Raw genomic sequence first — 25,683 nt, forward strand, 5'->3', positions numbered from 1 at the left:
GTTCCCCTGTAGGAGCTGCCGCAGGCTGCGATCTTTTGATTTTCAGTACAGCGCAGCAAACAACTTGCGGCGATAAGTGCCCACCAACGGGTGGTCATTACCCAGCAGTTCGAACACCTGCAGCAAGGTCTTGTGCGGCAGGCCTTCGTTGTAGCTGCGGTTGCGGATGAACAGTTTGAGCAAGCCATCCAGCGCCGCGTCGTACTGCTGGCGCGCCAGTTGCTGAACCGCCAGTTGGTAGACCGCTTCATCGTCCTGCGGGTTTTTCGCCAGTCGTGCTTTCAGGTCGGCGGCGTCCGGCAGGTCCTTGGCCTGACCGAGAAACTTGATCTGCGCCTTTGCGCCGGCCAGGGCGGCCTTGTGCTCATCCGTCTTGACCGAATCGAGTACGGCTTGTGCGTCGCCCAGTTCACCGCGCTCGGTGAGGCAGCGTGCGTAGAGGATCAGAGCCTTGGCGTTGGTGTTGTCTTCGCCCAGCAGCACTTTGAGAATGGCTTCAGCATCGGCGAAACGGCTGTCGTCGAACAGCGCTTGTGCCTGCTCGAATGGATCGGCCGCTGCCGGTGGCGGCATTTGCACATGCGGCTCAAGCAAGGCGCGCACGGCGGATTCCGGTTGTGCACCGGCAAAGCCATCGACCGGCTGGCCATCCTTGAACAGCACCACGGTCGGCAGGCTGCGAATGCCGAAGCGGGCGACGATGTCTTGCTCGATGTCGCAGTTGACCTTGGCCAGCAGCAACTCGCCCTGATAGCTCTCGGCGATGGTCTGCAGCATCGGCATCAACACTTTGCACGGCGCGCACCATTCGGCCCAGAAATCCACCAGCACCGGTTTGTGGAAGGAGTTCTCGATCACCGACTGCTCGAAATCGGCAGTCGTGGCGTCGAAGATGTACGGCATTTCTTGACTCATGATGGATCTCGTAAAAGCGTGAATGGGGCAACTATACGACTTGGTGGGGTGGCGCCGGAAGCAGGGTGGCCGTTAGAGAGGCTTCGATTGACAGGACGCCATCGCGGGCAAGCCCGCTCCCACAGGAATTGAAGTCGTCACAAAATTTGTGTTTCACACCGATCATTGTGGGAGCGGGCTTGCCCGCGATGCTGTTAGCCACGCTGCGCGTGGTACAGGCTCACATGCCGAAACTCTTCGGGCTCGGCCAGATCCGGCAGGGTCATGGCTTCGAGCATTTCGATGCGCCGGTACAGCGGATGACGAAAATTCCGTACCCGGGAATCCGCCACCAGCGCTTCCCGGCCGCGACTGAGAAACTCATCGAGCAGCGGCAGGTTCGCCCGGTCGTACAGCACATCGGCCACCAGGATCAGATCGAAGCGATCAGCCTCGGCGAAAAAGTCCGTCGAATAATTGAGCTGCACGTCATTGAGCTCGGCATTCGCCCGACAGGCGGCAATCGCCAGTGGGTCGAGGTCGCAGGCCACCACTTCCAGTGCCCCGGCCTTCACCGCCGCAATCCCCGCCACGCCGGAACCGGCGCCAAAATCCAGCACTCGTTTGCCTTCGACCCAATGCCGGTTTTCGGCGAGATAACGGGCCACGGCCAACCCGCTGGCCCAGCAGAAACTCCAATAAGGCGGTTCATGCAGGATGCGCCGGGTTTCTTCCGGGCTGAAGGCGCGGTCCATGTTGTCGCCGTCGATCAGCCACAACTTCAGATCGGTCCCAGGCAATGCGCAAGCCACCAGCTGCGCATCGCCGAGCAGTTCACCCAAGGCCTGTTGCAGGTCGAGCGGTGCACTCATGGGGCTTTGACGAATTGCAGTTGCCCCAGCGTCTGGGTCGTTGGCTGGGTAATCAGTTGCGACGGCAGATGCAGGATCAACTGGCCGGACTGGCTGGCGCGGCCACGCAGTTCAACGCGGGCGCCGGCCGGGAAAGACTCCGGGTTGAAGCGCAGGTGAAACGGCAACACCTGATTGGTGCCGATCAGGCTGGAACTGGCGAGCAATTGTTGCGGGCGGTCTTTTTCATCGATCACCAGCAAGGCCAGTTCGACTTCGGCGCCGGCCGGCACACCTTGCAGGGTGCCGCTCAATTCGCGCTGATACGCGGGCAGCGGGCCGAGGTTGGTCGATTCCCTGGCTTTTTTCTGCGCCTGCTCTGGCGCGGGGCCGGGTGTTGGCGGCTGGGGCTGGGGTGCATCGCTGCTGCAGGCCACCAGCAGGCTGAACACACTGAGCAAAACGAGCGGTCGTAACGACATTGGCAGCTCCGTAAACGTGAAATCCATGGATCGACAGATCATGTTCGTCTGTATACCGCAAACCCTATGTCTTGTCTTGCCACCGGGATGCGCTACCATGGCCCTCCCTTTTTTTGTTGCCTGCCACCATGCACTGTCCCTTCTGCGGTGCCAACGACACCAAGGTCATCGACTCGCGTCTGGTCGCCGAGGGCGAACAGGTGCGCCGCCGGCGTGAATGCCTGGCCTGCGGCGAGCGTTTCACGACGTTCGAGACCGCTGAACTGGTGTTGCCGCGCCTGATCAAAACCGACGGCAGTCGCCAGCCGTTCGACGAAGAAAAACTCCGCGCCGGCATGCAGCGCGCGCTGGAAAAGCGTCCGGTGAGCGTCGAGCGCCTCGAATCGTCGCTGGTGCACATCAAACACAAACTGCGCGCCACCGGCGAACGCGAGGTCAAATCCCTCGTGGTCGGTGAGCTGGTGATGGCCGAGCTGCAAAAGCTCGATGAAGTCGCCTATATCCGTTTCGCTTCGGTGTATCGCCGCTTCCAGGACCTCAACGAGTTCCGCGAAGAGATCGATCGCCTGGCCCGTGAACCGGTGAAAGAATGACCACGTCCGCAGAACTTGCCATCCTCGACGCTCATTTCATGGCCCGCGCCCTGGAACTGGCGCGCAAAGGTCATTACACGACGCACCCCAACCCGCGGGTCGGCTGCGTGATCGTGCGCGATGGGCAGATTGTCGGCGAAGGCTGGCATGAGCGCGCCGGTGAACCGCATGCCGAAGTCCACGCCTTGCGCGCGGCGGACGATCAGGCTCGCGGTGCCACTGCTTATGTGACGCTTGAGCCTTGCAGCCACCATGGCCGCACACCGCCCTGCGCCGATGCGCTGGTCAATGCCGGTGTGGCGCGGGTGGTCGCGGCGATGCAGGACCCGAATCCGGAAGTCGCCGGTCGCGGACTGCAACGCCTGGAACAGGCCGGCATCGTCACCGAAAGCGGCGTGCTGGAAGGCGAGGCGCGCAAGCTCAATCAAGGCTTCCTCAAGCGCATGGAACACGGCTTGCCGTTCGTGCGGGTCAAGCTGGCCATGAGCCTGGACGGCCGCACGGCGATGGAAAGCGGCGAAAGCCAATGGATCACCGGCCCGGCGGCGCGTTCGGCGGTTCAGCGTTTGCGCGCTCAGGCCAGTGTGGTGCTGACCGGTGCCGATACGGTCCTGGCGGATAATGCCCGGTTGACTGTGCGCGCCGACGAATTGGGTCTGGATGCCGAGCAAACCGCGCTGATCATGAGTCGCCTGCCATTGCGCGTACTGGTCGACGGCCGCTTGCGGGTGCCGCTGGATGCGCCGTTCTTCAAGGCTGGCCCGGCGCTGGTCGCCACTTGCGTAGCCGTAGAAGAGCAGTACGCCACCGGCCCGGAATGCCTGATCGTGCCCGGCTACGAAGGTCAGGTCGATTTGCGCCAGTTGCTGGTCGAGCTCGCCAACCGTGGCGTCAACGAGGTGCTGGTTGAGGCAGGTCCACGGCTGGCGGGTGCTTTTGCCCAGCTCGGACTGGTCGACGAATTCCAGATTTTCATCGCCGGCAAGTTTTTGGGCTCCTCGGCGCGGCCGCTGCTTGACTGGCCGCTCGCGCAAATGAAGGATGCGCCAGAGCTCAAAATCACCGAAATTCGCGCGGTTGGCGATGACTGGCGAGTCATCGCCATTCCTTCACCAGCGGCGAGCGTATAATTTCCGGCCAGCGCTATAGCGTTGGCTTTGTTCTCAAGGAGAACCCCATGTTCACCGGCATTATCGAATCCATCGGCAGTATCCGTGCACTGACCCCAAAGGGCGGTGATGTGCGGGTTCACGTCGAAACCGGCAAGCTCGACCTGAGCGACGTCAAACTGGGCGACAGCATCGCGGTCAACGGCGTGTGCCTGACCGCTGTTGAGTTGCCGGGCAACGGTTTCGCCGCCGACGTCAGTCGCGAAACCCTCGACTGCACCGCCATGAACGACCTGAAAAGCGGCAGCCCGGTCAATCTGGAAAAAGCCCTGACCCCGACCACTCGCCTCGGCGGGCATCTGGTCAGCGGTCACGTCGACGGCGTGGGCGAAGTGGTTGCTCGCACCGAGAACGCACGTGCCGTGGAATTCCGCATCCGCGCGCCGAAAGAACTGGCCAAGTACATCGCCCACAAAGGCTCGATCACCGTCGACGGCACGAGCCTGACCGTGAACGCGGTCGATGGCGCCGAGTTCCTGCTGACCATCATTCCGCACACCCTGAGCGAAACCATCATGGCGTCGTATCAGCCGGGTCGCCGGGTGAACCTGGAAGTCGACTTGCTGGCCCGTTACCTGGAACGCCTGCTGTTGGGCGACAAGGCCGCAGAGCCCGCATCGGGCGGCACAATTACTGAAAGCTTTCTGGCCGCCAACGGCTACCTCAAATCCTGACTCAAGGGGGTGCCTTGTGGCGCTCAATAGCATCGAAGAACTGGTTGAAGACATCCGCCAAGGCAAGATGGTCATCCTCATGGATGACGAAGACCGCGAGAACGAAGGCGACCTGATCATGGCCGCCGAGTGCTGCAAGCCCGAGCACATCAACTTCATGGCCAAGCACGCCCGTGGCCTGATCTGCATGCCGATGAGCCGCGAGCGTTGCGAACTGCTCAAGTTGCCGTTGATGGCGCCGCGCAACGGTTCCGGTTTCGGCACCAAGTTCACCGTATCGATCGAAGCCGCCACCGGTGTCACCACCGGCATCTCCGCCGCCGACCGTGCGCGCACCGTGCAAGCGGCCGCCGCCCGTGATGCCAAGGCCGAAGACATCGTCAGCCCCGGCCACATCTTCCCGCTGATGGCCCAGGCCGGCGGCACCTTGGCTCGCGCCGGCCACACCGAAGCCGCCTGCGACCTGGCGCGCATGGCCGGTTTCGAGCCGAGCGGTGTGATCTGCGAAGTGATGAACGACGACGGCACCATGTCCCGTCGCGCCGAACTGGAAGCTTTTGCCGCCGAACACGACATCAAGATCGGCACCATCGCCGACCTGATTCACTACCGCATGATCCACGAACGTACCGTTCAGCGGATTGCCGAGCAGCCACTGGACAGCGAACTGGGCCAATTCAACCTGGTGACCTATCGTGATTCGGTGGAAGGCGATGTGCACATGGCACTGACCCTGGGTAATGTCTGCGCCGAAGAACCGACCCTGGTTCGCGTGCACAACATGGACCCGCTGCGCGACCTGCTGATGGTCAAGCAACCGGGTCGCTGGAGCCTGCGCGCCGCCATGGCTGCGGTTGCCGAGGCTGGCAGTGGCGTGGTGCTGCTGCTGGGTCATCCGCTGGATGGCGACGTGTTGCTGGCGCATATTCGCGAAACCGCCGACCACGCGGCCGTGAAAAAACCGACCACCTACAGCATTGTCGGTGCCGGTTCGCAGATCCTGCGTGACCTCGGCGTGCGCAAAATGCGCCTGATGTCGGCACCGATGAAATTTAATGCGATATCCGGTTTCGATCTGGAAGTTGTAGAATACGTGCCCTCCGAATAATGACCGGTTGTTCCCGGCCCTGAATTCGCGGTTCAAATATCACTGAGGGACGCGTACGAGACGCGTCCCGGCTCTTTAAGAGATCTAACGAATGACCCTGAAGACCATCGAAGGTACCTTCATCGCCCCTAAAGGCCGCTACGCTCTGGTAGTGGGCCGTTTCAACAGCTTCGTCGTTGAAAGCCTGGTCAGCGGTGCAGTTGATGCCCTGGTTCGCCATGGCGTGAGCGAAAGCGACATCACCATCATCCGTGCGCCTGGCGCCTTCGAAATCCCGCTGGTTGCGCAGAAAGTCGCTCAGAAGGGCGAGTTCGCAGCAATCATCGCCCTGGGCGCGGTCATTCGTGGCGGCACTCCGCACTTCGAATACGTGGCTGGCGAGTGCACCAAGGGCTTGGCCCAGGTGTCCATGGAATTCGGCGTACCGGTCGCTTTCGGCGTCCTGACCGTTGATTCCATCGAGCAAGCCATCGAACGTTCCGGCACCAAGGCCGGTAACAAAGGTGCTGAAGCTGCCCTGTCCGCTCTGGAAATGGTCAGCCTGCTGGCGCAGTTGGAGGCCAAGTGATTAGCGACGAAAGCGATCGTTTCAACCCGCGCGATCCAAAGCCTGCGGATGCCGGCAAGCCATCGAAAAGCGTCAAGCGTCGGGAGGCTCGTCAGCTCGCGACCCAGGCGCTGTACCAATGGCACATGGCCAAGCAGTCGCTGAACGAGATCGAAGCGCAGTTCCGGGTCGATAACGATTTCACCGATGTCGATGGCGCCTACTTCCGCGAGATCCTGCACGGGGTTCCGCAGTTCAAGACCGAAATCGACACCGCACTCACGCCTTGCCTCGATCTGACCATCGAAGAGCTGGACCCGGTTGAATTGGCGGTTCTGCGCCTGTCGACCTGGGAACTGCTCAAGCGCGTCGACGTGCCGTACCGCGTTGTGATCAACGAAGGTATCGAACTGGCCAAGGTCTTCGGTTCCACCGACGGCCACAAGTTCGTCAACGGTGTGCTCGACAAACTGGCGCCACGTCTGCGTGAAGCTGAAGTGAAGGCGTTCAAACGCTGATTGGCGTTTGAATCAGCAATGGGCGAGTTTGAGCTGATCCGCAATTTCTTCGCCGCCGCGCCTTGTGCGCAGGGCGGCGAAGGCGTTGCCCTCGGGATTGGCGATGACTGCGCCTTGCTGGCTGTTCCCCCGGGGGAACAGTTGGCGATTTCTACCGATACGTTGGTGGCCGGCGTGCATTTCGCCGACCCCTGCGATCCGTTTCTGCTCGGTCAGCGTTCGCTGGCCGTGGCCGTCAGCGATCTGGCTGCCATGGGCGCCACTCCGGTTGCCTTTACCCTTGCCCTGACCTTGCCGACGGTGACCGCCGATTGGCTGCAAGCCTATGCCCGTGGTTTGAACCTCATGGCGCAAAACTGCGGCGTGGCATTGGTGGGCGGCGACACCACCCGTGGGCCGTTGAGCCTGACCATGACCGTGTTCGGTCGCGTGCCGGGCGGTTTGGCGTTGACCCGCAGCGGTGCAAAACCGGGCGATCTGTTGTGTGTCGGCGGCGAGTTGGGCAATGCAGCCGGCGCGTTGCCGCTGGTACTCGGTCAGCGTTCCGCTGAAGCGGCGATCGCCGATCCGCTGTTGGCGCATTACTGGTCGCCGCAACCGCAGCTCGGTTTGGGTCAGGCGTTGCGCGGCAAGGCCACGTCGGCGATGGATATCTCTGACGGGTTGCTCGCTGATTGCGGGCATATCGCGCTGGCCTCCAGGGTCGGTATCCACATCGAGCGGGACCGCTTGCCGCTGTCGCCGGCCTTGATCGCTTTTGTCGGTCGGCCGGACGCACAAGTGGCGGCCCTGAGCGGCGGCGACGATTACGTACTGGCCTTTACTCTACCGTCCGTCGAGTTGCCGCTGTTGCTGGCCGAAGGCTGGCCGATCCATGTGATTGGCCGTGTCGTGAACGGGCAGGGCGTGACGCTGCTCGACGCCGATGGGCAAGACATCACCCCGCAAACCCGGGGTTATCAACATTTTCGGGAGACACCGTGACAGATCATCCCAAACAGGTCCCGGCGGAATTCGTACCGCCATCGGTCTGGCGCAATCCATGGCATTTCCTGGCGTTCGGCTTCGGCTCGGGCACCTTGCCAAAGGCACCGGGCACCTGGGGGTCGTTAGTTGCGCTACCCTTTATTCCGTTGTGGCAAATGTTGCCCGATTGGGGCTACTGGCTGATGCTGGGCATCACCATGCTGTTCGGCTTCTGGCTGTGCGGCAAGGTGGCCGATGATTTACGCGTGCACGACCACGAAGGCATCGTCTGGGACGAAATGGTCGGGATGTGGATTACCCTGTGGCTGGTGCCGGAAGGTTGGCAGTGGTTGCTGGCGGGGTTCTTGATGTTCCGCTTCTTCGATATTCTCAAGCCATGGCCGATTCGCTGGATTGATCGGCATGTACACGGCGGTGTCGGGATCATGCTCGATGACGTTTTGGCCGGGGTGTTTGCGTGGCTGGCGATGCAGGGACTGGTGTGGATTTTCGCCTGAGGGGTTAAGTGGGAGAACTAGGGATGGCTCTACGCGGGTTGATGGTGATGGTGTTCGCCTTGTTTTGCTCATTCGTCCAGGCGGGTGAGGTCGGGACGGCGCCATCGGTGATTCATTTGGCCAGCGAAGATTGGGAAGACTACACCGCCGCCGACGGACACGGGCTCGGCTGGGACGTGCTGCGCAAGGTCTTTGAGCCCGCAGGCGTCAAGCTCGATATTCGCACCGAACCTTACGTGCGCTCGATGGGCCTGGCCGAGCGCGGTGAAGTCGACGCTTGTGTCGGCTCCTATCGTGATGAATCGCAATCGCTGCTGTACCCACGCTGGAACTTCGACACCGATCACATCTATGCCCTGGGGCTGGCCAGCAGTCCGGTGCCGACCCTGGAAACCCTGGGTAACTACCGACTGGCATGGGTGCGTGGCTACGACTACCAGGATTACTTGCCCAACGTACGCCGCTATAACGAAGTGTTGCGGCGTACGGGCATTGTCTCGATGCTGACTCAAAATCGTGCCGATTTTTACATCGACGCACTGACTGAAGTCGATTACGTCCTCAACCGGGCGAAGGATCCGTCGCAGTTCCGCCGTACCCATATCGCCGAATTGCCGCTGTATCTGTGTTTCGCCAAGACCGACTCGGCCCGCACGCTGATGGCGTTGTTCGATCAGCGCATGGAGGTGCTGGTGAAAAGCGGCGAATTGAAGCCGATCTTCGAACGCTGGAAACAGCCGTATCCGTTTGAAGAGAACTGACCACAATACCCATGGCTGAGTCCCACAAGGAGGGTATTGTGGGGGGCGATATCAAACTTTTTGATAGTTATCGCCGATAATTCAGCCTAAGCGTCGTCTGGAACCTGCTGTTACAATGCCGGCTCTGCGAATCTTCAGACTTTTAGATCAGGAGCACACCGGTGCCTGTCGTTTTTGTCGCCGCTTCCAAGCTGCCAACGCCTTTTGCGCAATTCACCATGCACGGCTTTCTCGACGAAGCCACCGGCCGCGAGCACGTTGTGCTGAGCCTGGGTGAGATCGCCGACGGTGCCCCGGTACTCGGCCGGTTGCACTCCGAATGTCTGACGGGCGATGCCTTGTTCAGCCAGCGTTGCGACTGCGGCTCGCAACTGGAGGCTGCGTTGCAGGCCATCGCCCGTGAAGGCCGTGGCGTGTTGCTGTACTTGCGTCAGGAAGGCCGTGGCATTGGCTTGCTGAACAAGATCCGCGCCTATGAACTGCAGGATGGCGGTGCCGACACCGTTGAAGCCAACGAGCGTCTTGGCTTTGCCGCCGACCAGCGTGACTACGCCATGTGCCTGCCGATGCTGGAGCACCTGGGCGTGAAATCCCTGCGCCTGATGACCAATAACCCACGCAAGGTCAAAGCCTTGACCGACATGGGCATCGTGGTCGCTGAGCGCGTGCCGTTGCACACTGGCCACAACCCGCACAACAAACTCTACCTGGCGACCAAGGCCAGCAAACTCGACCACATGATGGGCAACGAACATCAGGGCGAGGTAGGCCGGGCGTGACCCGCGGTCAGGTGCGGCGGCGACTGTCCGTCAACTGGTGGCAGTACTTTGCACTGGCCCTGCTGCCGTTGTTCGTGATCAACGGCGTGTTCGGCGAGAGCGACGCAGTCCTGCCGGTGCTGGCGATGCCGTTGTTCATCGCCGGCGTGGCCTCGATGTTTGTCAGCCTGAAATTCTTTGGCGGCTACAAACACGCGTTGATCGCCACCCAGAAAGCCCTCGATACCCCTGAAGAACCCGCCGCCTGGATCAGCCTGGCAGCCAAGCGCCGCAAGGCGTTTCTAGCTGCCGGCCTGCCGGCGTGGATCGGTGCGCTGGCCGTGTTTGTCGGCCTCGAAGCGGTGCCACTGATGCTGTTGGCGCTGTCGACCACGGTGCTGTTCTACCTCTACCGTATTCCGCGTCAACTCGGTTGATGCGCCAACTCTGGCTGGCGGTTCTGCTGCTGGTCATCGGCGGCCCGTTGTTGGCCGCCCCACGAGTGATCAGCCTCGCACCATCCTTGTCTGAAATCGTCGTTGAGCTGGATTCAGCCGATCTTTTGGTGGGCGTGCTGGATGCTGGCGAGCGACCTGCTGAACTCAACGGTCTGCCTTCCGTTGGCCGCTACGGTCAGTTGGACATGGAGCGCCTGCTCAGCCTCAAGCCCGATTTTCTACTGCTCTGGCCCGGCAGTGTCGGCCCGGCCCAGCGAGAGCAACTCAAACGCTTGAACATCCCGACCTACGTCGCCGAACCGCACAATTTCGAGCAGCTCACCGCACAGATCGAGGGGATTGCCGCGCAGCTTGGGCGGCCTGAGCGCGGAGTTTCATTGGCCACTGATTTGCGTCGACGACTGGCTGAACTGCGCCAGCGCTATCGACGGGACGAGCCGTTGCGAGTGTTCTACCAAGTCTGGGATCGTCCGTTGTACACCGTTGGCGGAGGGCAGATCATCAGTGATGCGCTGGAAGTCTGCGGTACCCGCAACGTATTTGCCGACCTGACGCTGCCGGCTCCGCAAGTGAGCGTGGAAGCGGTGTTGCAGCGTAATCCCGAGGTGATTCTGGCCAGCGATCAGGCACAGCTCGATGCGTGGAAAGCCTGGCCGCAGGTTGCTGCGGTGAGGCAGGGGCGATTGCTTTTGGTGACGGATAAAGGCCTGGAGCGGCCTAGTGGGCAGATGGTCGAGGCGACGGCCAAGCTTTGCCAATTGATATCACCCGATCGCTGAGACTGCAAAATGCTTCTTCTGTAGGAGCTGCCGAAGGTTGCGATCTTTTGCTGTTGCTTTTGACAAAACCGAAGACGCCGAAAATCAAGATCAAAAGATCGCAGCCTTCGGCAGCTCCTACAGGTGATTTCAGTGGGCTTCTGGCGTCCACGTCACCCCAAACATCCACGCCCGACCTTCCTCGCGATACCCATACTGACTGCCTTCATGGCTGTACAGCGCCCGGCTATAACCCTTGTCCAGCAGGTTGTCCACCTTCATCTCCAGCTTGATCTCACGATTGAGCGCCCAACTGCTGCGCAATCCCAGCAGCGCATAACCACCCAACGGCTGTTGATTGTTCAGGTCGTCATAGCTGCTGCTGACCGCTTGCCAACTGGCGCCGAGGCCCAGGCGGTCGAACTGGCGGTCGAGGTCCAGGCTCAAGGTGCGGCGTGCGCGGCGGGCCAGGGTGTGGCCGGTCTCGCGATCCCGCGGGTCGATGATCGCCACGCCGAGGTTGCTCTGCCAGCCGAACAGTTCCTGTTTCAACGCCGCTTCAAAGCCATTAATCCGAGCCGAGGCCACGTTCTCCGGGCGTGAGTTGCTGCCGAAGATGATCGCGTCTTCCAGGTCCGTGCGGTACAGCGAGGCTTCGAGTCGACTGCTTTCGGTCAACTGGCTGCGCCATTGCAGCTCGTAGCTTTTCGAGGTTTCCGGCTTCAGGTCAGGGTTGCTGAAGTCCGGGTAGTACAGGTCGTTGAACGTCGGTGCGCGAAAGCCTTCGCTGTAGGTCAGCAGCACGTCGTTGTCTGGATTCAACGGCAGGGTGAAGGTGCCGCTCCAAGTGTTTTGACTGCCGAACTGCTGGTTGTCGTCGTGGCGCAAGCCCAGCTCTGTGGAGAAGCTGTCCGCCTGATAACGATGCTGGATGAACGCCGCACGGTTCCAGCGACTGTCTTCGTCGAACGCGGTGCTGCTGTTGACCCGGTCTTCATACCAGTCGCCGCCGAGGATCAGGCTGTTGCGCTCGTTGAGTGTCAGGTCGTTCTGCCAGTTCACCGAGTCGCGATAGGTGTTGAACACGCTGCGCTCATCGCTGAGCTTGTCGAAGGTCTTCTCGCGGTTTTCGCTGTGGCCGAACTCGATGCGGGTTTTCCACAGATCGTTGACCCGCGCGTCGACGTAGCTGCTGACGCTGCTTACATCGAATTCGTTGTAGGGCTGCTCCTGGACTGACTCGAAGGTAGTCAGATCGAAGCGGCCGAAGGGGTTGTCGTATTCACTTTTGCCGCGGTTATCCAGCACGTTGGCGCCGATTTCGATGTCATCGCTCAGGGCATGGCTGAGGCTCAGGCTGAACGATTTATTGCGGTACGCGTCGTGATCGCCGTCGCTGGGATACGACTCGTGGGTACGATTGATCCCGGCGGTTTCATCGAGACTGGCGCCGAGGTTGAAGCGGGTTTGCTCATCGCCACCGGACAAGCCGAGGCTGCGTTCCCAGGTCTGGTTACTGCCAAATCCGACATGCATTTGCGGGCGCAACCCCGGCTCGCTGCCGCGTCGGGTGAAAATCTGGATCACCCCGCCAATCGCGTCGCTGCCATAAATCACCGAGCGGGAGCCACGCAGCACTTCCACGCGCTCGACCTGTTCGATGTTGATGTGTTGCAGGTTGCTGTCGCCGGAGGTCGCGTTGCCGATGCGCTGGCCGTCCACCAGCACCAGGCTTTGCGCCGATTGGGTGCCGCGAATGTAAACCCCCGGCAGACTGCCACGCCCGCCGGTTTGCGCAACCTGCACACCCGGCACGCGACGCAGCAAATCAGTGACGCTGTTCGGTTGCAGGCGGTCGATGTCTTCGCGGGTGAACACGGTATTGGCGGCGCTGCTGTCGTTGCGCGCTTCGACCTGGCGGTTGGCGCTGATCAGCACATCGGGCAGTTTCAGGGCTTGATCGCGTTCGAAGGTGTCGGCCAGCAGTTGCCCGGCTGGCAGCAGTGTCAGCGTCAGGGCGAAGGGGGAGAGTTTCATGGAGGATCCGGGATTTCAGATGCGACACAACTCCCCTGTAGGAGCTGCCGAAGGCTGCGATCTTTTGATTTTGATTTTTCAGATTTGGGGCTGCCGAAGGTCAAGATCAAAAGATCGCAGCCTTCGGCAGCTCCTACACAGGGTGTTGCGTTTAGATGTTGAGCAGTTGCAAACGCTCGCGGATCGAGGCCTCGATGCCGGCCTCATCCAGCCCACACTCAGCCAGCATCTGCGCAGGCTTGGCGTGTTCGACGTAGATGTCCGGCAAGCCCAGATGCAGCACTGACTTGAGGATGTTCTCGCGGGCGAGGAACTCGCTGACTGCGCCACCAGCACCGCCCATGATCGCGTTTTCTTCGACGGTCACCAACAGCTCATGGCTAGCGGCGATCTGGCGGACGAGTTCTTCATCCAGCGGTTTGACGAAGCGCATGTCGACCACGGTTGCATCCAGCTTCTCGGCGACTTTCAGCGCCTCGGCCAGTTGCACGCCGAATACCAGCAAGGCGACTTTGCTGCCCTGACGACGAACCACACCCTTGCCGATTTCAATCGGTTCGAGGTCTTTCTCGATGGTCGCGTTCGGGCCATTGCCGCGTGGGTAACGCACTGCCGCCGGGCCTTCGTACAGATGCCCGGTGGTGAGCATTTTGCGCAACTCGTTTTCGTCGCTCGGGGTCATCACCAGCATGCCGGGGATGCAGCGCAGGAACGACAGATCGAAGCTGCCCGCGTGGGTCGGACCGTCTTCGCCAACAAGACCGGCGCGGTCGATGGCAAACAGCACGTCGAGGTTCTGCACCGCGACGTCATGCACCAACTGGTCGTAGCCGCGTTGCAGGAATGTCGAATAGATCGCCACCACCGGTTTGGCGCCTTCGCAAGCCATGCCGGCTGCGAGGGTCACGGCGTGTTGCTCGGCAATCGCCACGTCGAAGTAGCGCAGCGGGAAACGCTCGCTGAAGGCTACGAGGTCCGAGCCTTCTTTCATCGCCGGGGTAATCCCCACCAAGCGCGGATCGGCAGCCGCCATGTCGCACAGCCATTCGCCGAACACACCGGAATACTTCGGCCCGCTGGCCTTTTTCGGCGCGGCGGCCGGGGCGTCCAGCGGTTCGAGTTTGGTGATGGCGTGGTAACCGATCGGGTCGACTTCCGCCGGGGCGAAGCCTTTGCCTTTCTTGGTGACGATGTGCAGGAACTGCGGGCCTTTCAGATCGCGCATATTGCGCAGGGTGGCGATCAGGGTCGGCAGGTCGTGGCCATCGATCGGGCCGATGTAGTTCCAGCCCAGCTCTTCGAACAGCGTGCCGGGGACCAGCATGCCTTTTGCGTATTCTTCGGTGCGACGGGCGATTTCCCAGGCACCGGGCAGGCGCGACAGCACTTTCTTGCTGCCTTCGCGCATGCTGGCGTAGGTGCGGCTGGAAAGAATCTTCGCCAGATAGTTCGACAATCCGCCGACGTTACGCGAGATCGACATGTCGTTGTCGTTGAGGATCACCAGCATGTTGGCGTCCACTTCCGGCGCGTGGTTCAACGCTTCGAACGCCATGCCGGCGGTCAACGCACCGTCGCCGATCACTGCGATGGCTTTGCGATCACTGTTTTGCAGGCGGGCGGCAATCGCCATGCCCAGCGCTGCACTGATCGACGTGCTGGAGTGGCCCACGCCAAAGGTGTCGTACTCGCTCTCGGAGCGACGCGGGAAAGCGGCAATGCCGTCCTTCTGGCGCAGGGTGCCCATGCGCTCGCGACGTCCGGTGAGGATCTTGTGCGGATAAGCCTGATGACCCACGTCCCACACCAGCCGGTCGTCCGGGGTGTCGAAAACGTAATGCAACGCGATGGTCAGCTCGATCACGCCCAGGCCGGCACCGAAATGCCCACCGGTCTGGCCGACCGTGTAGAGCAATTCCAGGCGCAACTCATCGGCCAGGGTTTCCAGCTCGGCTTCGCCTAACCGGCGCAGGCCGTCCGGCGTATTCGCGCGGTCGAGCAGGGGCGTGGTCGGGCGCTTGCGGGGAATCTCATGAAACGTCGTGGGCATCAGGCGAATCGTTATAGGTATAAAAGATGCGGCAGTTTACCTGATGCATCGGCCCGTGCCCACGCGTTGGTCTTTTTTGGCGGATACGCCGTCAGCTGCGGCGCTCGACGATATACCGGGCCAGATCGCGCAAAGGCTCGGCGGCCGCGTCAAACGGTCGCAGCGCGTGCAGGGCCAGATCGCGCAGTTCCAGCGCATAGGCCTTGGCCGCGTCGAGGCCGAGCAGCGCCGGGTAGGTTGGCTTGTCGCGGGCAATGTCGGCGCCCTGGCGTTTGCCGAGGGTTTCGGTATCGCTTTCGACGTCGAGAATGTCGTCCTGGACCTGGAACGCCAGCCCGATGGCCTGTGCATAAGTCTGCAGGGATTTGAGTTCATCTTTCTCGGCACGGCCGCTGGCCAGGGCGCCGAGCTTGACGCTGACTTCGATCAACGCACCGGTCTTGTGCCGGTGCATGTATTCGAGGGCTTTCTGATCGAGTTTCAGACCGACCGAGCCGAGGTCGATGGCTTGACCTCCGACCATGCCAGCCGGGCCTGCGGCCTGCGCCAATGCGCTGACCATTTGCAGGCGAATCTCCGCGTCCGCATTGCTCAGGCGCGGGTCGAGCAGGGCGCTGAACGCCAGGCTCTGCAAGCCGTCGCCGGCGAGGATTGCGCAGGCTTCATCGAATTTCTTGTGGGTGGTCGGCTGGCCGCGACGCAGGTCGTCATCGTCCATGGCCGGCAAATCGTCGTGCACCAGCGAGTAAGCGTGGATCAACTCCACTGCGCAGGCCGCGCCATTGGCTTGTTCGGCCTTGCCACCCAGCGCTTCGCACGCGGCGTAGGCCAGCAATGGACGCACGCGCTTGCCGCCGTTCATTACGCTGTAGCGCATGGCTTCGTACAGGCGCACCAGCTCAGGGCTCGGCGCGGTGAACAAGGTGTCCAGGGCCGCATTGACCCGGGCCTGGCTGGTCGCCGAATACGCTGCAATCATTCTGGCTGGTCCGCGTCGAAGGGTTCCTCGGCCAACTCGCCATCACGCTCGAGCAGCACCTGAACCTTTTGCTCGGCCTGGGCCAGCGCCGCCTGGCAATCGCGGGTCAGACCGATGCCCTGCTCGAAAGCGGTCAGCGAGTCTTCCAGCGACAATTCACCGTTCTCCAGACGCTCGACCAGTGTTTGCAGGTCGGCGAGGGACTGTTCGAAATCCAGTGCAGCTTTTTTGCGGGCCATGGCGGCGATTTCCGGTTGACGTTAAACCGGCGCGACACTAGCAGATAGGGGGTTTATGGGCAAACTCACCGGCGACGTACACTCCTGTAGGAGCAGCCGAAGGCTGCGATCTTTTGATCTTTGTTTCAAGGAAGCAGATCAAAGGATCGCAGCCTTCGGCAGCGCCTACAGTGGCGAGTTATCGGGATAATTAATCTGATACCGGGTACTGCGCCCACCACCTGGCAGTCGTTTCACGCAGCCTTTTTCCAGCAGTTCAGCGAGATGACGAGTCGCGGTGGCTTTGGATACCTTCGCCACAGCCTGATACTGCGCCGCGCTGATACCGAGCTCAAATCCACGCTCCCCGCCATCCAGCAAACGATTCAGTACCTTGGTCTGCTCGGTCGATAGTCCGGTTTCCCGGTGCGCTTGCCAGAATCTTGCTTTAGCCAGTACGAATTCGATCCGTGCCATCGCCTGCTGCAGGCTGCGCAGCAAGGTTTGCAGAAACCAATCCAGCCATTGCGTGATGTCCAGAGTGGCTTTCTGGCTGCTTTCGAGCACGCGGTAATAGCCCGACCGATCGTCGAGGATGCTCGCCGACATGGCGTAAAAGCGAATCGCCTGAGCCTCGCCCTGAGCCAGCGCAAGATCGGTGATGGTGCGCGTCAAGCGTCCGTTGCCATCATCGAAGGGGTGCAGCGTAACGAACCAGAAATGCGCGATACCCGCGCGTAGCAGTGGATCGAGTCCTGCCTGATTCCGGCTGCTCTCGAACCATGTGAGAAAGGTATCGAGTTGTCGCTCAAGGCCCTTACGAGGTGGCGCTTCGAAGTGCACGGTCGGTCTGTCGAGACGGCCCGAGACCACTTGCATCGACTCTTCCCCGCGCAATGCGCCGACACGGATACTGCGGGCAGCGAGATCGGAATCCTGCTCAGGGAATAGCCACTCATGCCAGTCCAGCAATCGATCAAGGGTCAGGGGTTCGGCGAAACGCTGCGTGGCGTCGAGCATGAGTTGCGCCAGCCCCTCACTGCGTTTGCTGACCTTGTCACCTTCATTGAGCTCCAACCCCAATCGTCGCGCCAAGGAAGAGCGAACCGAACCGACATTCAGCTGTTCGCCTTCTATCGCGGACGAGGTGACGATGTTTTGCAGCAACGCATCCAGCTCGCTCTGGGCACTGAGTGAACTGCCTACAGAGCTGGCCATTCCCATCAATCGACCTTGTGCCTGAACGCACTCGCGCAGAAGCGGCGTCAGGCGCTCTGCCTGCCAGTGGAAGTCGGGCCAATCTGGCTGTTGCCAGATCCAGTGAGGTGCCATGAATTCGCTGCTCCAGGGTGAGTGAGCCGATTACGCGATTTATTCGGCTCACTTAATGAGCCGAATATGACGGCTATTCGGCTCATCGTCCAGCCGCCAACGTGATTCCCACCGCAAATCAGGACGCATCCGATTGTTAAAAAACGCCCTAATGGCTACCCTTCGCGCCATCAACGGCCCAACCGTCACGGGTCTTTCAGACGAAACGCAGGCTGCACATCTGTAACGCGCCGAGGATCAGGCGCAAGGTTTCGTCATGCATGGCAGGAGGCGTCACATGCGTTCATTTCTTTTGCTGCTGATTGGGCTGGTCTGCGCACCTGCTCTGGCCGCGCCGAGTGCCAAGTTGTCGGAGCCGGTGGGCGGCTGGCGTTTTAACGGTTTGCTGGACCGCACGGAAAACCCGCAGGTCGCCTATCCCACGCCACCCATCGACCGCGGCGTGCAGCGCAATCGGACGATGATCGAAGGCCAGCTCAAGGCCATCGGCGCGCAGCGCGGTCCTCACACGCTGGCGGTCAACGGTAATCCCTTGAACCTTTACACCGACGATCAGGGGCGTTTCGCCCGACCGTACGCGTTCGGCGCCGGTTCCAACAGCGTCGAAGTACGCAGTGCCGAAGGGCAGTCGCTCAAGCGTGTTCAATTCTATGAAGCCAACAACCTGCGCACGCCCGCGCGGATTCGCGTGGTCTTGGGTTGGGATGATCCAAAGGCTGAACTCGATCTGCACATCATCACGCCTGACGGCCAACATGCCTTCTGGGCTCACTCTGCGTTGACCAACGGCGGCGGCCTCGACCCGGATGGCGTCGACGGCCCCGGCCCGGAAATGTTCACCATGACCGCGCCGCTGCATGGCACCTATCTGGTTTACGTGAACTATTGGGGCAACTTCGGCAGCGGCGGCTATAACTTCGATGAGGCCAGCAACCAGAACGAGGTGATCACCTCGCAGATCAACCTGGTGCTCAACGAAAACACCGTCGACGAAAAACGCGAGACCTTCATCGTGCCCTTGCGCGCCATCGGTGACCTGCTGCTGGTCAAGACTTTCAACTATTAAGCATCCCGCACCACGGATGATTTGGGTTTTGTGAAATGAGCGAAAACACTGATTTACCAACGCCAGCCCCGGCCGCTGAAACACCGAAAGCGTCCCGTCGTTGGCCGGCCATTGTGGTTGGGCTGTGCCTGGTCGTGGGCGTGGCCGCCGGCATGGGCTGGCTGATGAAAAAAAGCACCGCTCCGGCACCGCAACTGGCGGCTGAAAAACTCGGCATGAGCCGCCCCGATGGTTTGCTCGAAACCCACTCCTTGAGCCAATTGCCCAAGGACTTGCTGGCGGTGCCGTTCCTCAAGGAAACCCTGACCGAAGATTTCGTTTTCTATTACGAAACCCACTCCGATCGCCTCGGCCTGATCGGCAGCCTGCGGCGGATCATTTACGAACATGACCTGAAGTTGCAGGACACGTTGATCGAGCAACTGTTCGATCAACCGGCGGACGTGGCGTTATGGCGCGGCGCGGATGGCCGACTCAAGGATTTCCTGCTGGTGATGGATCGTGGCGGGTTGGCCAAAGTGCTGGAGCCGCTGGCAAAGGTCGCGCTGGATGATTCGCAGCTGAGCAAAATCGCTGACGTGAAAGTCGGCGCCGATGACGTTGCGCTTTATCAGCTCACCTACAACGCCAGCAAGGCGCTGGTGTTCGCCTCCCATGGCGACAAACTGGTGGTGCTGTCGAATCCGACCAAACTTTACGATCCGCAAAGCGGGGCGACGCAAGAGTCGGGTAGCGTTTCGACCCAGGCCATCGCCGCACTGCTCAACGGCGACAAACTGTTCCCCGAAACTTTCGGCTTGCCGCCTCGTGCGCCCGAGGTGAAGCAGCGCCTGTCGGTCAATTCCAGTGTGCTGGCCATGGGTTACCAGCGTTTCATCCCGAACTTCGCCGGCCTGCGTTTCGACATGGACGACAAGGGCTGGCATAGCTTCCTCGCCATGGATGAACTGGAGAATCAGCCGGACTTCGACTTCAAACCGGTCTGGCAAGCCATGCCCATGGGCGCGAGCGCTTGCGTGGCCTTGCCGCTGGCCGCCGAACAGCAGAAGCCGCTGCTGGTAAAACTCGGTGCCGAAGACAGTGTCGCCCAGGCATTGACCGAACACATGGCCGGCACGGCGGGGTTGTGCTGGTACGCCGATTCGCGGCTTTACACGCCGCTGCTGGTGGCCAGTCTCAAGGACGAAGACAGCGCCAAACTCGATGGCGATCTGGGCACGCTGTTCGGCTCGATGGTCGGTGCTTATGAAAGCAAGGTCGATGAACACGCGTTCCCGGTGGTCGAGAAACAGGAAGGCCAGAGCCATCAATGGCAGCGCCAGGTCAGCTCCAACTTTGGTCCCTACGCCGCCAAGGATTCCGAGAATCCGGACGCGATCAGCGGCAAGGCGTTCATGCGCGTGAGCCTTGCGCGGCACGGCTCGACGTTGCTGTTTTCCCTCGACGACAAACTGGTGGACAAGGCCCTCGGCACCCTCGACAAACGCTTCCCGCCAATGGCTGACGTGGTGCCCAAAGACCTGCTGATGCCGGTCTATTTCGGCCCGGACTCCATGGCGCAACTGATGCAGCAGGAAACCCTCGACAGCCTGCCGCAAGACATGGAGCCGGTGTTCTACAACGCCGCGCAAACCTACCTGATTCCGAAACTGCGCAAGCTCGGCGGCTACGGCAAATACGCCCTGACCCTGCCCGAAGGCAGCGAGCCGGACGGTCACTGGCAATGGCTACCGCTGGAATGGAAAGCCCTGTGAACGCATTGATCCGCAGTCTCGGTTTGCTCGCTTTGCTGTTGAGCGCGGGCGCCCGAGCCGTTGAAACACCGGCGCTGGATGTGCAGCAATCCCAGGTGTTCCGCGCCTGGTTCGTGCGCATCGCCCAAGAGCAACTGAGCCAAGGCCCGAGCCCGCGTTGGTATCAGCAGGATTGCGCCGGGCTGGTGCGTTTTGCCGCCAACGAGGCGTTGAAAGTCCACGACGACAAATGGCTGCGCAGCAATGGCCTGTCCAACCGTTACCTGCCGCCGGAGCTGCAACTGAGCGACGCCCAGCGCGGTCTTGCCCAGCAATGGCAGCAGGGCGGCGGCAAGGTCGGGCCGTACGTCAACGCGATCAAGTTGATCCAGTTCAACAGTCATCTGGTCGGCCGCGATGTCGCGCAAGCGCGGCCCGGCGACCTGATGTTTTTCGATCAGGGCGACGACCAGCACCTGATGATCTGGATGGGCCGCAACATCGCCTATCACACCGGCACCACTACACCCACCGACAACGGCATGCGTTCGGCAAGCCTGCAGCAACTCATGACATGGAAGGACACCCGATGGATACCCGATGCAGCCAACCCCAACTTCATCGGCGTTTATCGACTGAATTTTCTCTCCCAATGATCGGTGCGCGCATGCTGCGTTTTCTGTCTCTGCTGTTGGTTTTTCTGCTGCCATTTTCGACGGTCAACGCCGAAGACACCGTCGAGCCGAGCGGCTATACGCCGGTACCCGGTGAAAGTTTTTTCCTGTTGGCCGACAGCAGTTTTGCCAGCGATGAACAGGCGATGGTGCGTCTCGAAGCGCCGGGCCGCGACTACCGTCGCTTCCGCATGGAGCCTTACGGTGGCGCCGACATTCGGGTCTATCGCATCGACAAGCCGCTGGATTTCCTCAAGCGTCAGAAGAACCTGCATCGCGTGGTCAGCGACGGTCAGTTCAAGGGCGAAGGGCTGTCCAATACCCTCGCGTATCTGTGGGACAACTGGTACCGCAAATCCCGTCGGGTGATGCAGCGGGCGTTCTCCTATGAGTCGCGCAAACAAGTCACCGAAGAAGTGCCGGAACTGAAGATGGGCGCCGCCATGGCCGCGCCAACGCCCTACGACGCGCAACCGCAATTCGCGCTGATTCCGGGCCTGCCGGTGGTCAGCCAGTTCCGTTATCCACTGTGGCAAGCCAAGCCGATCCAACCGCCGGAAGGCGTGAACCTCGCTGGCTCTTCCAGCGAGTTCGTCAGCGTCGCGCCGGGCAATGTCTATATCCCGTTGGGCAACCTGAAACCGGGTCTGTACCTGGTGGAAGCACTGATCGGCAAGTACCGCGCGACCACCATGGTGTTCGTCTCCAACACCGTGGCAGTGAGCAAGATTGCCGGTGATGAACTGTTGGTCTGGGCTGCGCGCAAACACGAAGGCAGTTCGGTGCCGAAGGTCAATGTGCTGTGGACTGACGGCCTCGGCGTGATGAGCAGCGGCGCCACCGATGCCGATGGTTTGCTGCGCCTGAAACACGTCAGCCCCGAGCGTTCGTTCGTGATTGGCGAGGACGAAGAGGGCGGGGTTTTCGTCTCGGAAAACTTCTACTACGACAGCGAAATCTACGACACCAAACTCTATGCGTTCACCGACCGGCCGCTGTACCGGCCGGGGGATTGGGTGTCGCTGAAAATCGTCGGTCGCGAATTCAAGAATGCCCGGGACTCCGTGCAGCCAACCGCTGCCGACGTCAACGTGACGGTGCTGGATGCGACCGGCACGGCGCTGCAAAGCCTGGACTTGAAACTCGACTCCAAGGCCGGCACCCAAGGCCGTTTCCAGTTGCCGGACAACGCCGTGGCCGGTGGCTACGAGTTGCGTTTCAGCTACAAGGATCAGGCCTACAGCAGCGCCTTCCGCGTCGCCGAATACATCAAGCCGCACTTCGAAATTTCCCTGAACCTGGCCAAGCAGGATTACCGCACCGGCGAACCGGTCAAGGGCAATCTGGTGCTGCTGTATCCAGATGGCAAACCGGTCGCCAACGCCAAATTGAGCTTGAGTCTGCGTGCCCAGCAACTGTCGATGGTCGACAACGAACTGCAATACCTCGGGCAATTCCCGGTGGAGTTGACCAGCACCGAACTGACCACCGACGCCAAGGGCAACGCGACCCTGGATCTGCCGGCCGCCGAGAAACCGAGCCGTTACATGCTCACCGTATTTGCCAGCGATGGCGCGGCGTATCGGGTCAAGACCACCAAGGAAATCCTCATCGACCGAGGTGCGGCGAATTTCCGCTTGAGCGCACCGCAGCGCTTCAGCGCGGTGGGCGACAAGGTTGCGTTCAGCTACGTCAACGAAAGCGAGCAGAGTGCAGCTGTCACGCCAAGCAGCTACGATTGGGTGCGCCTGGAAGATCAAAGCACGGGCGAGGGCAAACTCACGGGCGCCGACAAAGGCTTCACCCTGGCCTTCGACCGTCCGGGCACCTACAACCTGACACTCAGGGATGACCATGGCCGAACCCTCGGCGCAACCGGGCATTCGGTTACCGGCGAAGGCGTCAAAGCCGTACCGGGCACCGTCGAAATCGTCCTCGATAAACCCGAGTACAAGGCCGGTGATGAAGCGCTGGCGCTGATCACGTTTCCCGAGCCGATCAACGATGCGCTGCTGTCACTGGAGCGCGACAAGGTCGAGGCCACGGCGCTGCTATCCAAGGGCGGCGACTGGCTGAAGATGGAAAAGCTCAGCGACACCCAATACCGCGCGCGCATTCCGGTGAAGGACGGTTTCGCCCCAAATCTGACCTTCTCGGTGCTGTACACCAAGGGCGGTCAATACAGTTTCCAGAACGCCGGTATCAAGGTGATTACGCCGCAGATTGACGTGGCCATCGCCACGGATAAAGAGACATATCAGCCGGGCGAAACGGTCTCGGTGGACCTGACCACGCAGTTCGCCGGCAAGCCAATCCCTGCGCACTTGACGGTCAGTGTGGTGGACGAAATGGTCTACGCGTTGCAACCGGAAGTGGCGCCGACCATCGACCAATTCTTCTATCACCCACGACGCAACAACGTGCGCACCAGTGCCAGCCTGTCGTTCATCAGCTACGACGTCGCGCTGCCGGGCAGCCCCGGTGCGCCGGGCAAAGCCAACCGCAGCGAACGCGGGGTGAAAGTGCTGGAGCGGCCGCGGCGTGAGGATGTCGATACTGCCGCGTGGCAACCGGAGCTGGTGACTGATGCCGCTGGCAAAATCCGTTTCACCTTCAAGATGCCCGACTCGCTGACACGCTGGCGCATCACCGCGCGGGCGATCGCCGATGACGGTCAGGTCGGCCAGAAGAAGCAGTTCGTGCGCTCGGAAAAACCGCTGTACCTGAAGTGGAGCGGGCCGAGCAAATTCCGCACCGGCGATAAACCGGATCTCGGGGTGTTCGCGTTCAGTCAGGCAGAAAACCCGGTCAAGGCTGAGCTGGTGACTCACTACGCGGGCAGCGAGCAGCGCATTCCGATCACGCTTAACAGCGGCATCAACTACATCCCGTTGCCGGCGTTCTTCTTGGCTAATGGCGAGTGGACCGCCGAACTGGTGCAGGACGGCAAAACCGCTGATGCCCTGGCCGTACGCCTGATTGCGACGGGCGAAGGCTGGCAGGTCACGCAAAGCCAAAGTCTGGACGTCGCCAGTGGTGATACGCCGCTGACCTTGCCGGCGGACGCCACGGACATTCGCCTGCGTCTCGATGACAGCCCGCAAGCGCTGTTCCGCTCGGCGCTCGATGATCTGCTGAGTTATCCGTATGGCGGCGTCGAGCAAACGGCCAGTCGATTGCTGCCGCTGAGCATCGCCTATCCGACACTGTCGTCGAATCCACAAATCCGCGATCGCTTGCGCCTGATCATGCAGAACAGTCGCTTGCGTCTGGTGCAAATGGCCGGGCCGTCGGCGAGTTTCACTTGGTGGGGCATGGACGGTGAGCCGGATGCGTTCCTCACGGCCTACGCCTATTACGCCGACTGGCACGCCAGCCAGGTGCTGGAATTGAGCCTGCCGCCGGAGCATTGGCAGCGGGTGCTGGAGGTCTACGCCAAGCAGGCGAAAAACACGCCGTTGTTGCAGCGGGCGCTGATTCTGTCGTTCGCCAAACAGATGCAATTGCCGGTCAACACGTTGCTCAGCGGCTTGATGGAAGACCTGGCGAATGCAGGCGAGGGCAATGCCGCCAACCTGATGGACGATGGCGAAGACAGCATCGTCATGAGTGATCCGGATTCGGCGCTGGGGCTGGCGGCGGCTCGCGTACTGACCGCATCGCTGGCCAAGCAATCGAAGGTCGCGCTGCCGGAAGCATTCAACCGGCAAGTGGCCGATGCGCAGCAGCGCCTGGCCGTCAGCTCTCAGCCATTTGCCGAGGCGTTGAACCTGTCGCTGCAACCGTTCGATCAAGCCCGCGCGCAGGCATTGCTGCAACGTTTGTTGCCGCAGCAATCGACCCTCGAACGAGCACTGGCGCTGACCTGGCTGCAACGCAGCATCGAGCAGGCCTCACCCACCATCGCTTTGAATCCCGGTGAAGGCTGGAAGAAAAAATACGGTGCAACAGGGGAAATGTATTGGACGTGGCAGGGCACTGCGCCGGTGCCGAACGTGCTGTCGTTGTCAGGTGTTCAGGAGCGTCCGCTGCGTGCGGCATTGAGCTTCCAGACCCGGCAACCGGCAGTCGACCCGATGGCTGTGACCATCACCCGTCGTCTGTCGCGACTGGTGCCGGGCGACGAAGCGTTCACCTTCAAACTGGAAGCGGTCGGCAATACACCGTTGTCCAGCGACAGCCTGTATCTGGACGAAGTGATCCTCACCAGCAAGGCAGCGAAACCGCTGCGCTATGGCCTGCTCGAAGTGCCGCTGCCACCGGGCGCCGATGTCGAGCGCACCACGTGGGGCATCAAGTTGCAGGGCAAAGCGGGGACTGAACCGACGGCGCTGGAGAAGGCTCGATTCGAGCCGGGACAACTGGCCTATGCGGTGCCGGTGGATGCGCTGAGCGGCGAATTGCGTTTGCGGCATTTGGTGCGCTTCTCGCAGAAAGGTCAGTTCAACCTGCCACCGGTTCGCTTCACGCAGGTGTACGCGCCACAGCATCAGGCTCAGGAACAAAAACCGGCGCTCGGTCAGGTCACGGTCCACTGAC

General features: G+C 61.2%; 24 protein-coding genes. 16 read left to right on the top strand and 8 right to left on the bottom strand.

Going from position 1 to position 25,683, the window contains the following annotated elements:
* Positions 1–42: 42 nt before the first annotated feature.
* The 3 genes from trxA to ACW9JC_RS11945 all read right to left on the bottom strand — a co-directional run bounded on the left by trxA (position 43) and on the right by ACW9JC_RS11945 (position 2,227).
* Entirely contained in the window at positions 43–915 is an 873-nt protein-coding gene (trxA, locus tag ACW9JC_RS11935) for a thioredoxin (protein WP_457455118.1), read from the bottom strand.
* A 194-nt stretch (positions 916–1,109) separates the two neighbouring features.
* Positions 1,110–1,766 (bottom strand): class I SAM-dependent methyltransferase, encoded by a 657-nt coding sequence (locus tag ACW9JC_RS11940; protein ID WP_457455119.1) that lies wholly within the window; start codon positions 1,764–1,766, stop codon positions 1,110–1,112.
* Positions 1,763–2,227: a YbaY family lipoprotein gene (locus tag ACW9JC_RS11945; RefSeq protein WP_338583369.1), complete on the bottom strand. Its 465-nt coding sequence runs from the start codon at positions 2,225–2,227 to the stop codon at positions 1,763–1,765. The genes ACW9JC_RS11940 and ACW9JC_RS11945 overlap by 4 nt, the downstream gene beginning before the upstream one ends.
* Before the next feature lie 128 nt (positions 2,228–2,355).
* Between ACW9JC_RS11945 and nrdR the strand changes: the two genes are divergently transcribed.
* The 12 genes from nrdR to ACW9JC_RS12005 all read left to right on the top strand — a co-directional run bounded on the left by nrdR (position 2,356) and on the right by ACW9JC_RS12005 (position 11,076).
* Complete coding sequence (gene nrdR, locus ACW9JC_RS11950; RefSeq protein WP_003228656.1) at positions 2,356–2,820, top strand: transcriptional regulator NrdR; 465 nt, start codon at positions 2,356–2,358, stop codon at positions 2,818–2,820.
* The gene (gene ribD, locus ACW9JC_RS11955; RefSeq protein WP_457455120.1) at positions 2,817–3,950 is read left to right on the top strand and encodes a bifunctional diaminohydroxyphosphoribosylaminopyrimidine deaminase/5-amino-6-(5-phosphoribosylamino)uracil reductase RibD; all 1,134 of its coding nucleotides are present in this window, start codon (positions 2,817–2,819) and stop codon (positions 3,948–3,950) included. The genes nrdR and ribD overlap by 4 nt, the downstream gene beginning before the upstream one ends.
* A gap of 47 nt (positions 3,951–3,997) precedes the next feature.
* Positions 3,998–4,663, top strand: a complete 666-nt coding sequence (locus ACW9JC_RS11960; RefSeq protein WP_150716026.1) for a riboflavin synthase — start codon at positions 3,998–4,000, stop codon at positions 4,661–4,663.
* A 16-nt stretch (positions 4,664–4,679) separates the two neighbouring features.
* Entirely contained in the window at positions 4,680–5,771 is a 1,092-nt protein-coding gene (gene ribBA, locus ACW9JC_RS11965; RefSeq protein WP_090325554.1) for a bifunctional 3,4-dihydroxy-2-butanone-4-phosphate synthase/GTP cyclohydrolase II, read from the top strand.
* 91 nt (positions 5,772–5,862) lie between these two features.
* On the top strand, positions 5,863–6,339 hold the full coding sequence (gene ribH, locus ACW9JC_RS11970; RefSeq protein ID WP_003228649.1) for a 6,7-dimethyl-8-ribityllumazine synthase: 477 nt from the start codon (positions 5,863–5,865) through the stop codon (positions 6,337–6,339).
* Positions 6,336–6,836 carry a transcription antitermination factor NusB gene (gene nusB / locus ACW9JC_RS11975; protein ID WP_008053839.1) on the top strand — a complete coding sequence of 167 codons (501 nt, stop codon included), beginning with the start codon at positions 6,336–6,338 and terminating at the stop codon, positions 6,834–6,836. The genes ribH and nusB overlap by 4 nt, the downstream gene beginning before the upstream one ends.
* Positions 6,837–6,854: 18 nt before the next feature.
* Positions 6,855–7,820, top strand: a complete 966-nt coding sequence (gene thiL, locus ACW9JC_RS11980; protein WP_457455121.1) for a thiamine-phosphate kinase — start codon at positions 6,855–6,857, stop codon at positions 7,818–7,820.
* On the top strand, positions 7,817–8,320 hold the full coding sequence (locus tag ACW9JC_RS11985) for a phosphatidylglycerophosphatase A family protein (protein WP_137804417.1): 504 nt from the start codon (positions 7,817–7,819) through the stop codon (positions 8,318–8,320). The genes thiL and ACW9JC_RS11985 overlap by 4 nt, the downstream gene beginning before the upstream one ends.
* A 23-nt stretch (positions 8,321–8,343) precedes the next feature.
* Positions 8,344–9,081 carry a substrate-binding periplasmic protein gene (locus tag ACW9JC_RS11990; RefSeq protein WP_338583358.1) on the top strand — a complete coding sequence of 246 codons (738 nt, stop codon included), beginning with the start codon at positions 8,344–8,346 and terminating at the stop codon, positions 9,079–9,081.
* 161 nt (positions 9,082–9,242) lie between these two features.
* Positions 9,243–9,860, top strand: a complete 618-nt coding sequence (ribA, locus tag ACW9JC_RS11995; RefSeq protein ID WP_034148042.1) for a GTP cyclohydrolase II — start codon at positions 9,243–9,245, stop codon at positions 9,858–9,860.
* Positions 9,857–10,276: an MFS transporter gene (locus tag ACW9JC_RS12000; RefSeq protein ID WP_448109474.1), complete on the top strand. Its 420-nt coding sequence runs from the start codon at positions 9,857–9,859 to the stop codon at positions 10,274–10,276. Before ribA ends, ACW9JC_RS12000 begins: the two co-directional genes overlap by 4 nt.
* On the top strand, positions 10,276–11,076 hold the full coding sequence (locus tag ACW9JC_RS12005; protein ID WP_457455122.1) for a cobalamin-binding protein: 801 nt from the start codon (positions 10,276–10,278) through the stop codon (positions 11,074–11,076). The genes ACW9JC_RS12000 and ACW9JC_RS12005 overlap by 1 nt, the downstream gene beginning before the upstream one ends.
* A 129-nt stretch (positions 11,077–11,205) precedes the next feature.
* On the opposite strand, the gene ACW9JC_RS12010 is transcribed toward ACW9JC_RS12005, so the two are convergent.
* From ACW9JC_RS12010 to ACW9JC_RS12030, 5 genes are all read right to left on the bottom strand, one after another.
* The gene (locus ACW9JC_RS12010) at positions 11,206–13,092 is read right to left on the bottom strand and encodes a TonB-dependent receptor domain-containing protein (protein ID WP_457455123.1); all 1,887 of its coding nucleotides are present in this window, start codon (positions 13,090–13,092) and stop codon (positions 11,206–11,208) included.
* Positions 13,093–13,243: 151 nt separating this feature from the next.
* Positions 13,244–15,142, bottom strand: coding sequence for a 1-deoxy-D-xylulose-5-phosphate synthase (gene dxs, locus ACW9JC_RS12015; RefSeq protein ID WP_416130117.1), 1,899 nt, complete (start codon positions 15,140–15,142; stop codon positions 13,244–13,246).
* Between the two features lie 91 nt (positions 15,143–15,233).
* A complete protein-coding gene (gene ispA / locus ACW9JC_RS12020; RefSeq protein WP_457455124.1) occupies positions 15,234–16,121 on the bottom strand; it encodes a (2E,6E)-farnesyl diphosphate synthase in 888 nt (295 codons plus the stop codon).
* Positions 16,118–16,360, bottom strand: a complete 243-nt coding sequence (locus ACW9JC_RS12025; protein WP_007894317.1) for an exodeoxyribonuclease VII small subunit — start codon at positions 16,358–16,360, stop codon at positions 16,118–16,120. Before ACW9JC_RS12025 ends, ispA begins: the two co-directional genes overlap by 4 nt.
* A 165-nt stretch (positions 16,361–16,525) precedes the next feature.
* Complete coding sequence (locus tag ACW9JC_RS12030; RefSeq protein ID WP_457455125.1) at positions 16,526–17,671, bottom strand: Fic family protein; 1,146 nt, start codon at positions 17,669–17,671, stop codon at positions 16,526–16,528.
* A 277-nt stretch (positions 17,672–17,948) separates the two neighbouring features.
* Here ACW9JC_RS12030 and ACW9JC_RS12035 point away from each other — a divergent pair, with 277 nt between their 5' ends.
* The 4 genes from ACW9JC_RS12035 to ACW9JC_RS12050 are packed head-to-tail and all read left to right on the top strand — an operon-like array spanning position 17,949 to position 25,682.
* Positions 17,949–18,737 (top strand): YfaP family protein, encoded by a 789-nt coding sequence (locus ACW9JC_RS12035; RefSeq protein WP_457455126.1) that lies wholly within the window; start codon positions 17,949–17,951, stop codon positions 18,735–18,737.
* 35 nt (positions 18,738–18,772) lie between these two features.
* On the top strand, positions 18,773–20,491 hold the full coding sequence (locus ACW9JC_RS12040; protein WP_457455127.1) for a DUF2138 domain-containing protein: 1,719 nt from the start codon (positions 18,773–18,775) through the stop codon (positions 20,489–20,491).
* Positions 20,476–21,126, top strand: coding sequence for a DUF1175 domain-containing protein (locus ACW9JC_RS12045; RefSeq protein WP_457455128.1), 651 nt, complete (start codon positions 20,476–20,478; stop codon positions 21,124–21,126). The genes ACW9JC_RS12040 and ACW9JC_RS12045 overlap by 16 nt, the downstream gene beginning before the upstream one ends.
* Positions 21,123–25,682, top strand: a complete 4,560-nt coding sequence (locus ACW9JC_RS12050) for an alpha-2-macroglobulin family protein (protein ID WP_457455129.1) — start codon at positions 21,123–21,125, stop codon at positions 25,680–25,682. Before ACW9JC_RS12045 ends, ACW9JC_RS12050 begins: the two co-directional genes overlap by 4 nt.
* Position 25,683 lies beyond the last annotated feature (1 nt).

It is taken from the genome of Pseudomonas sp. SDO5591_S426, from assembly GCF_054070755.1.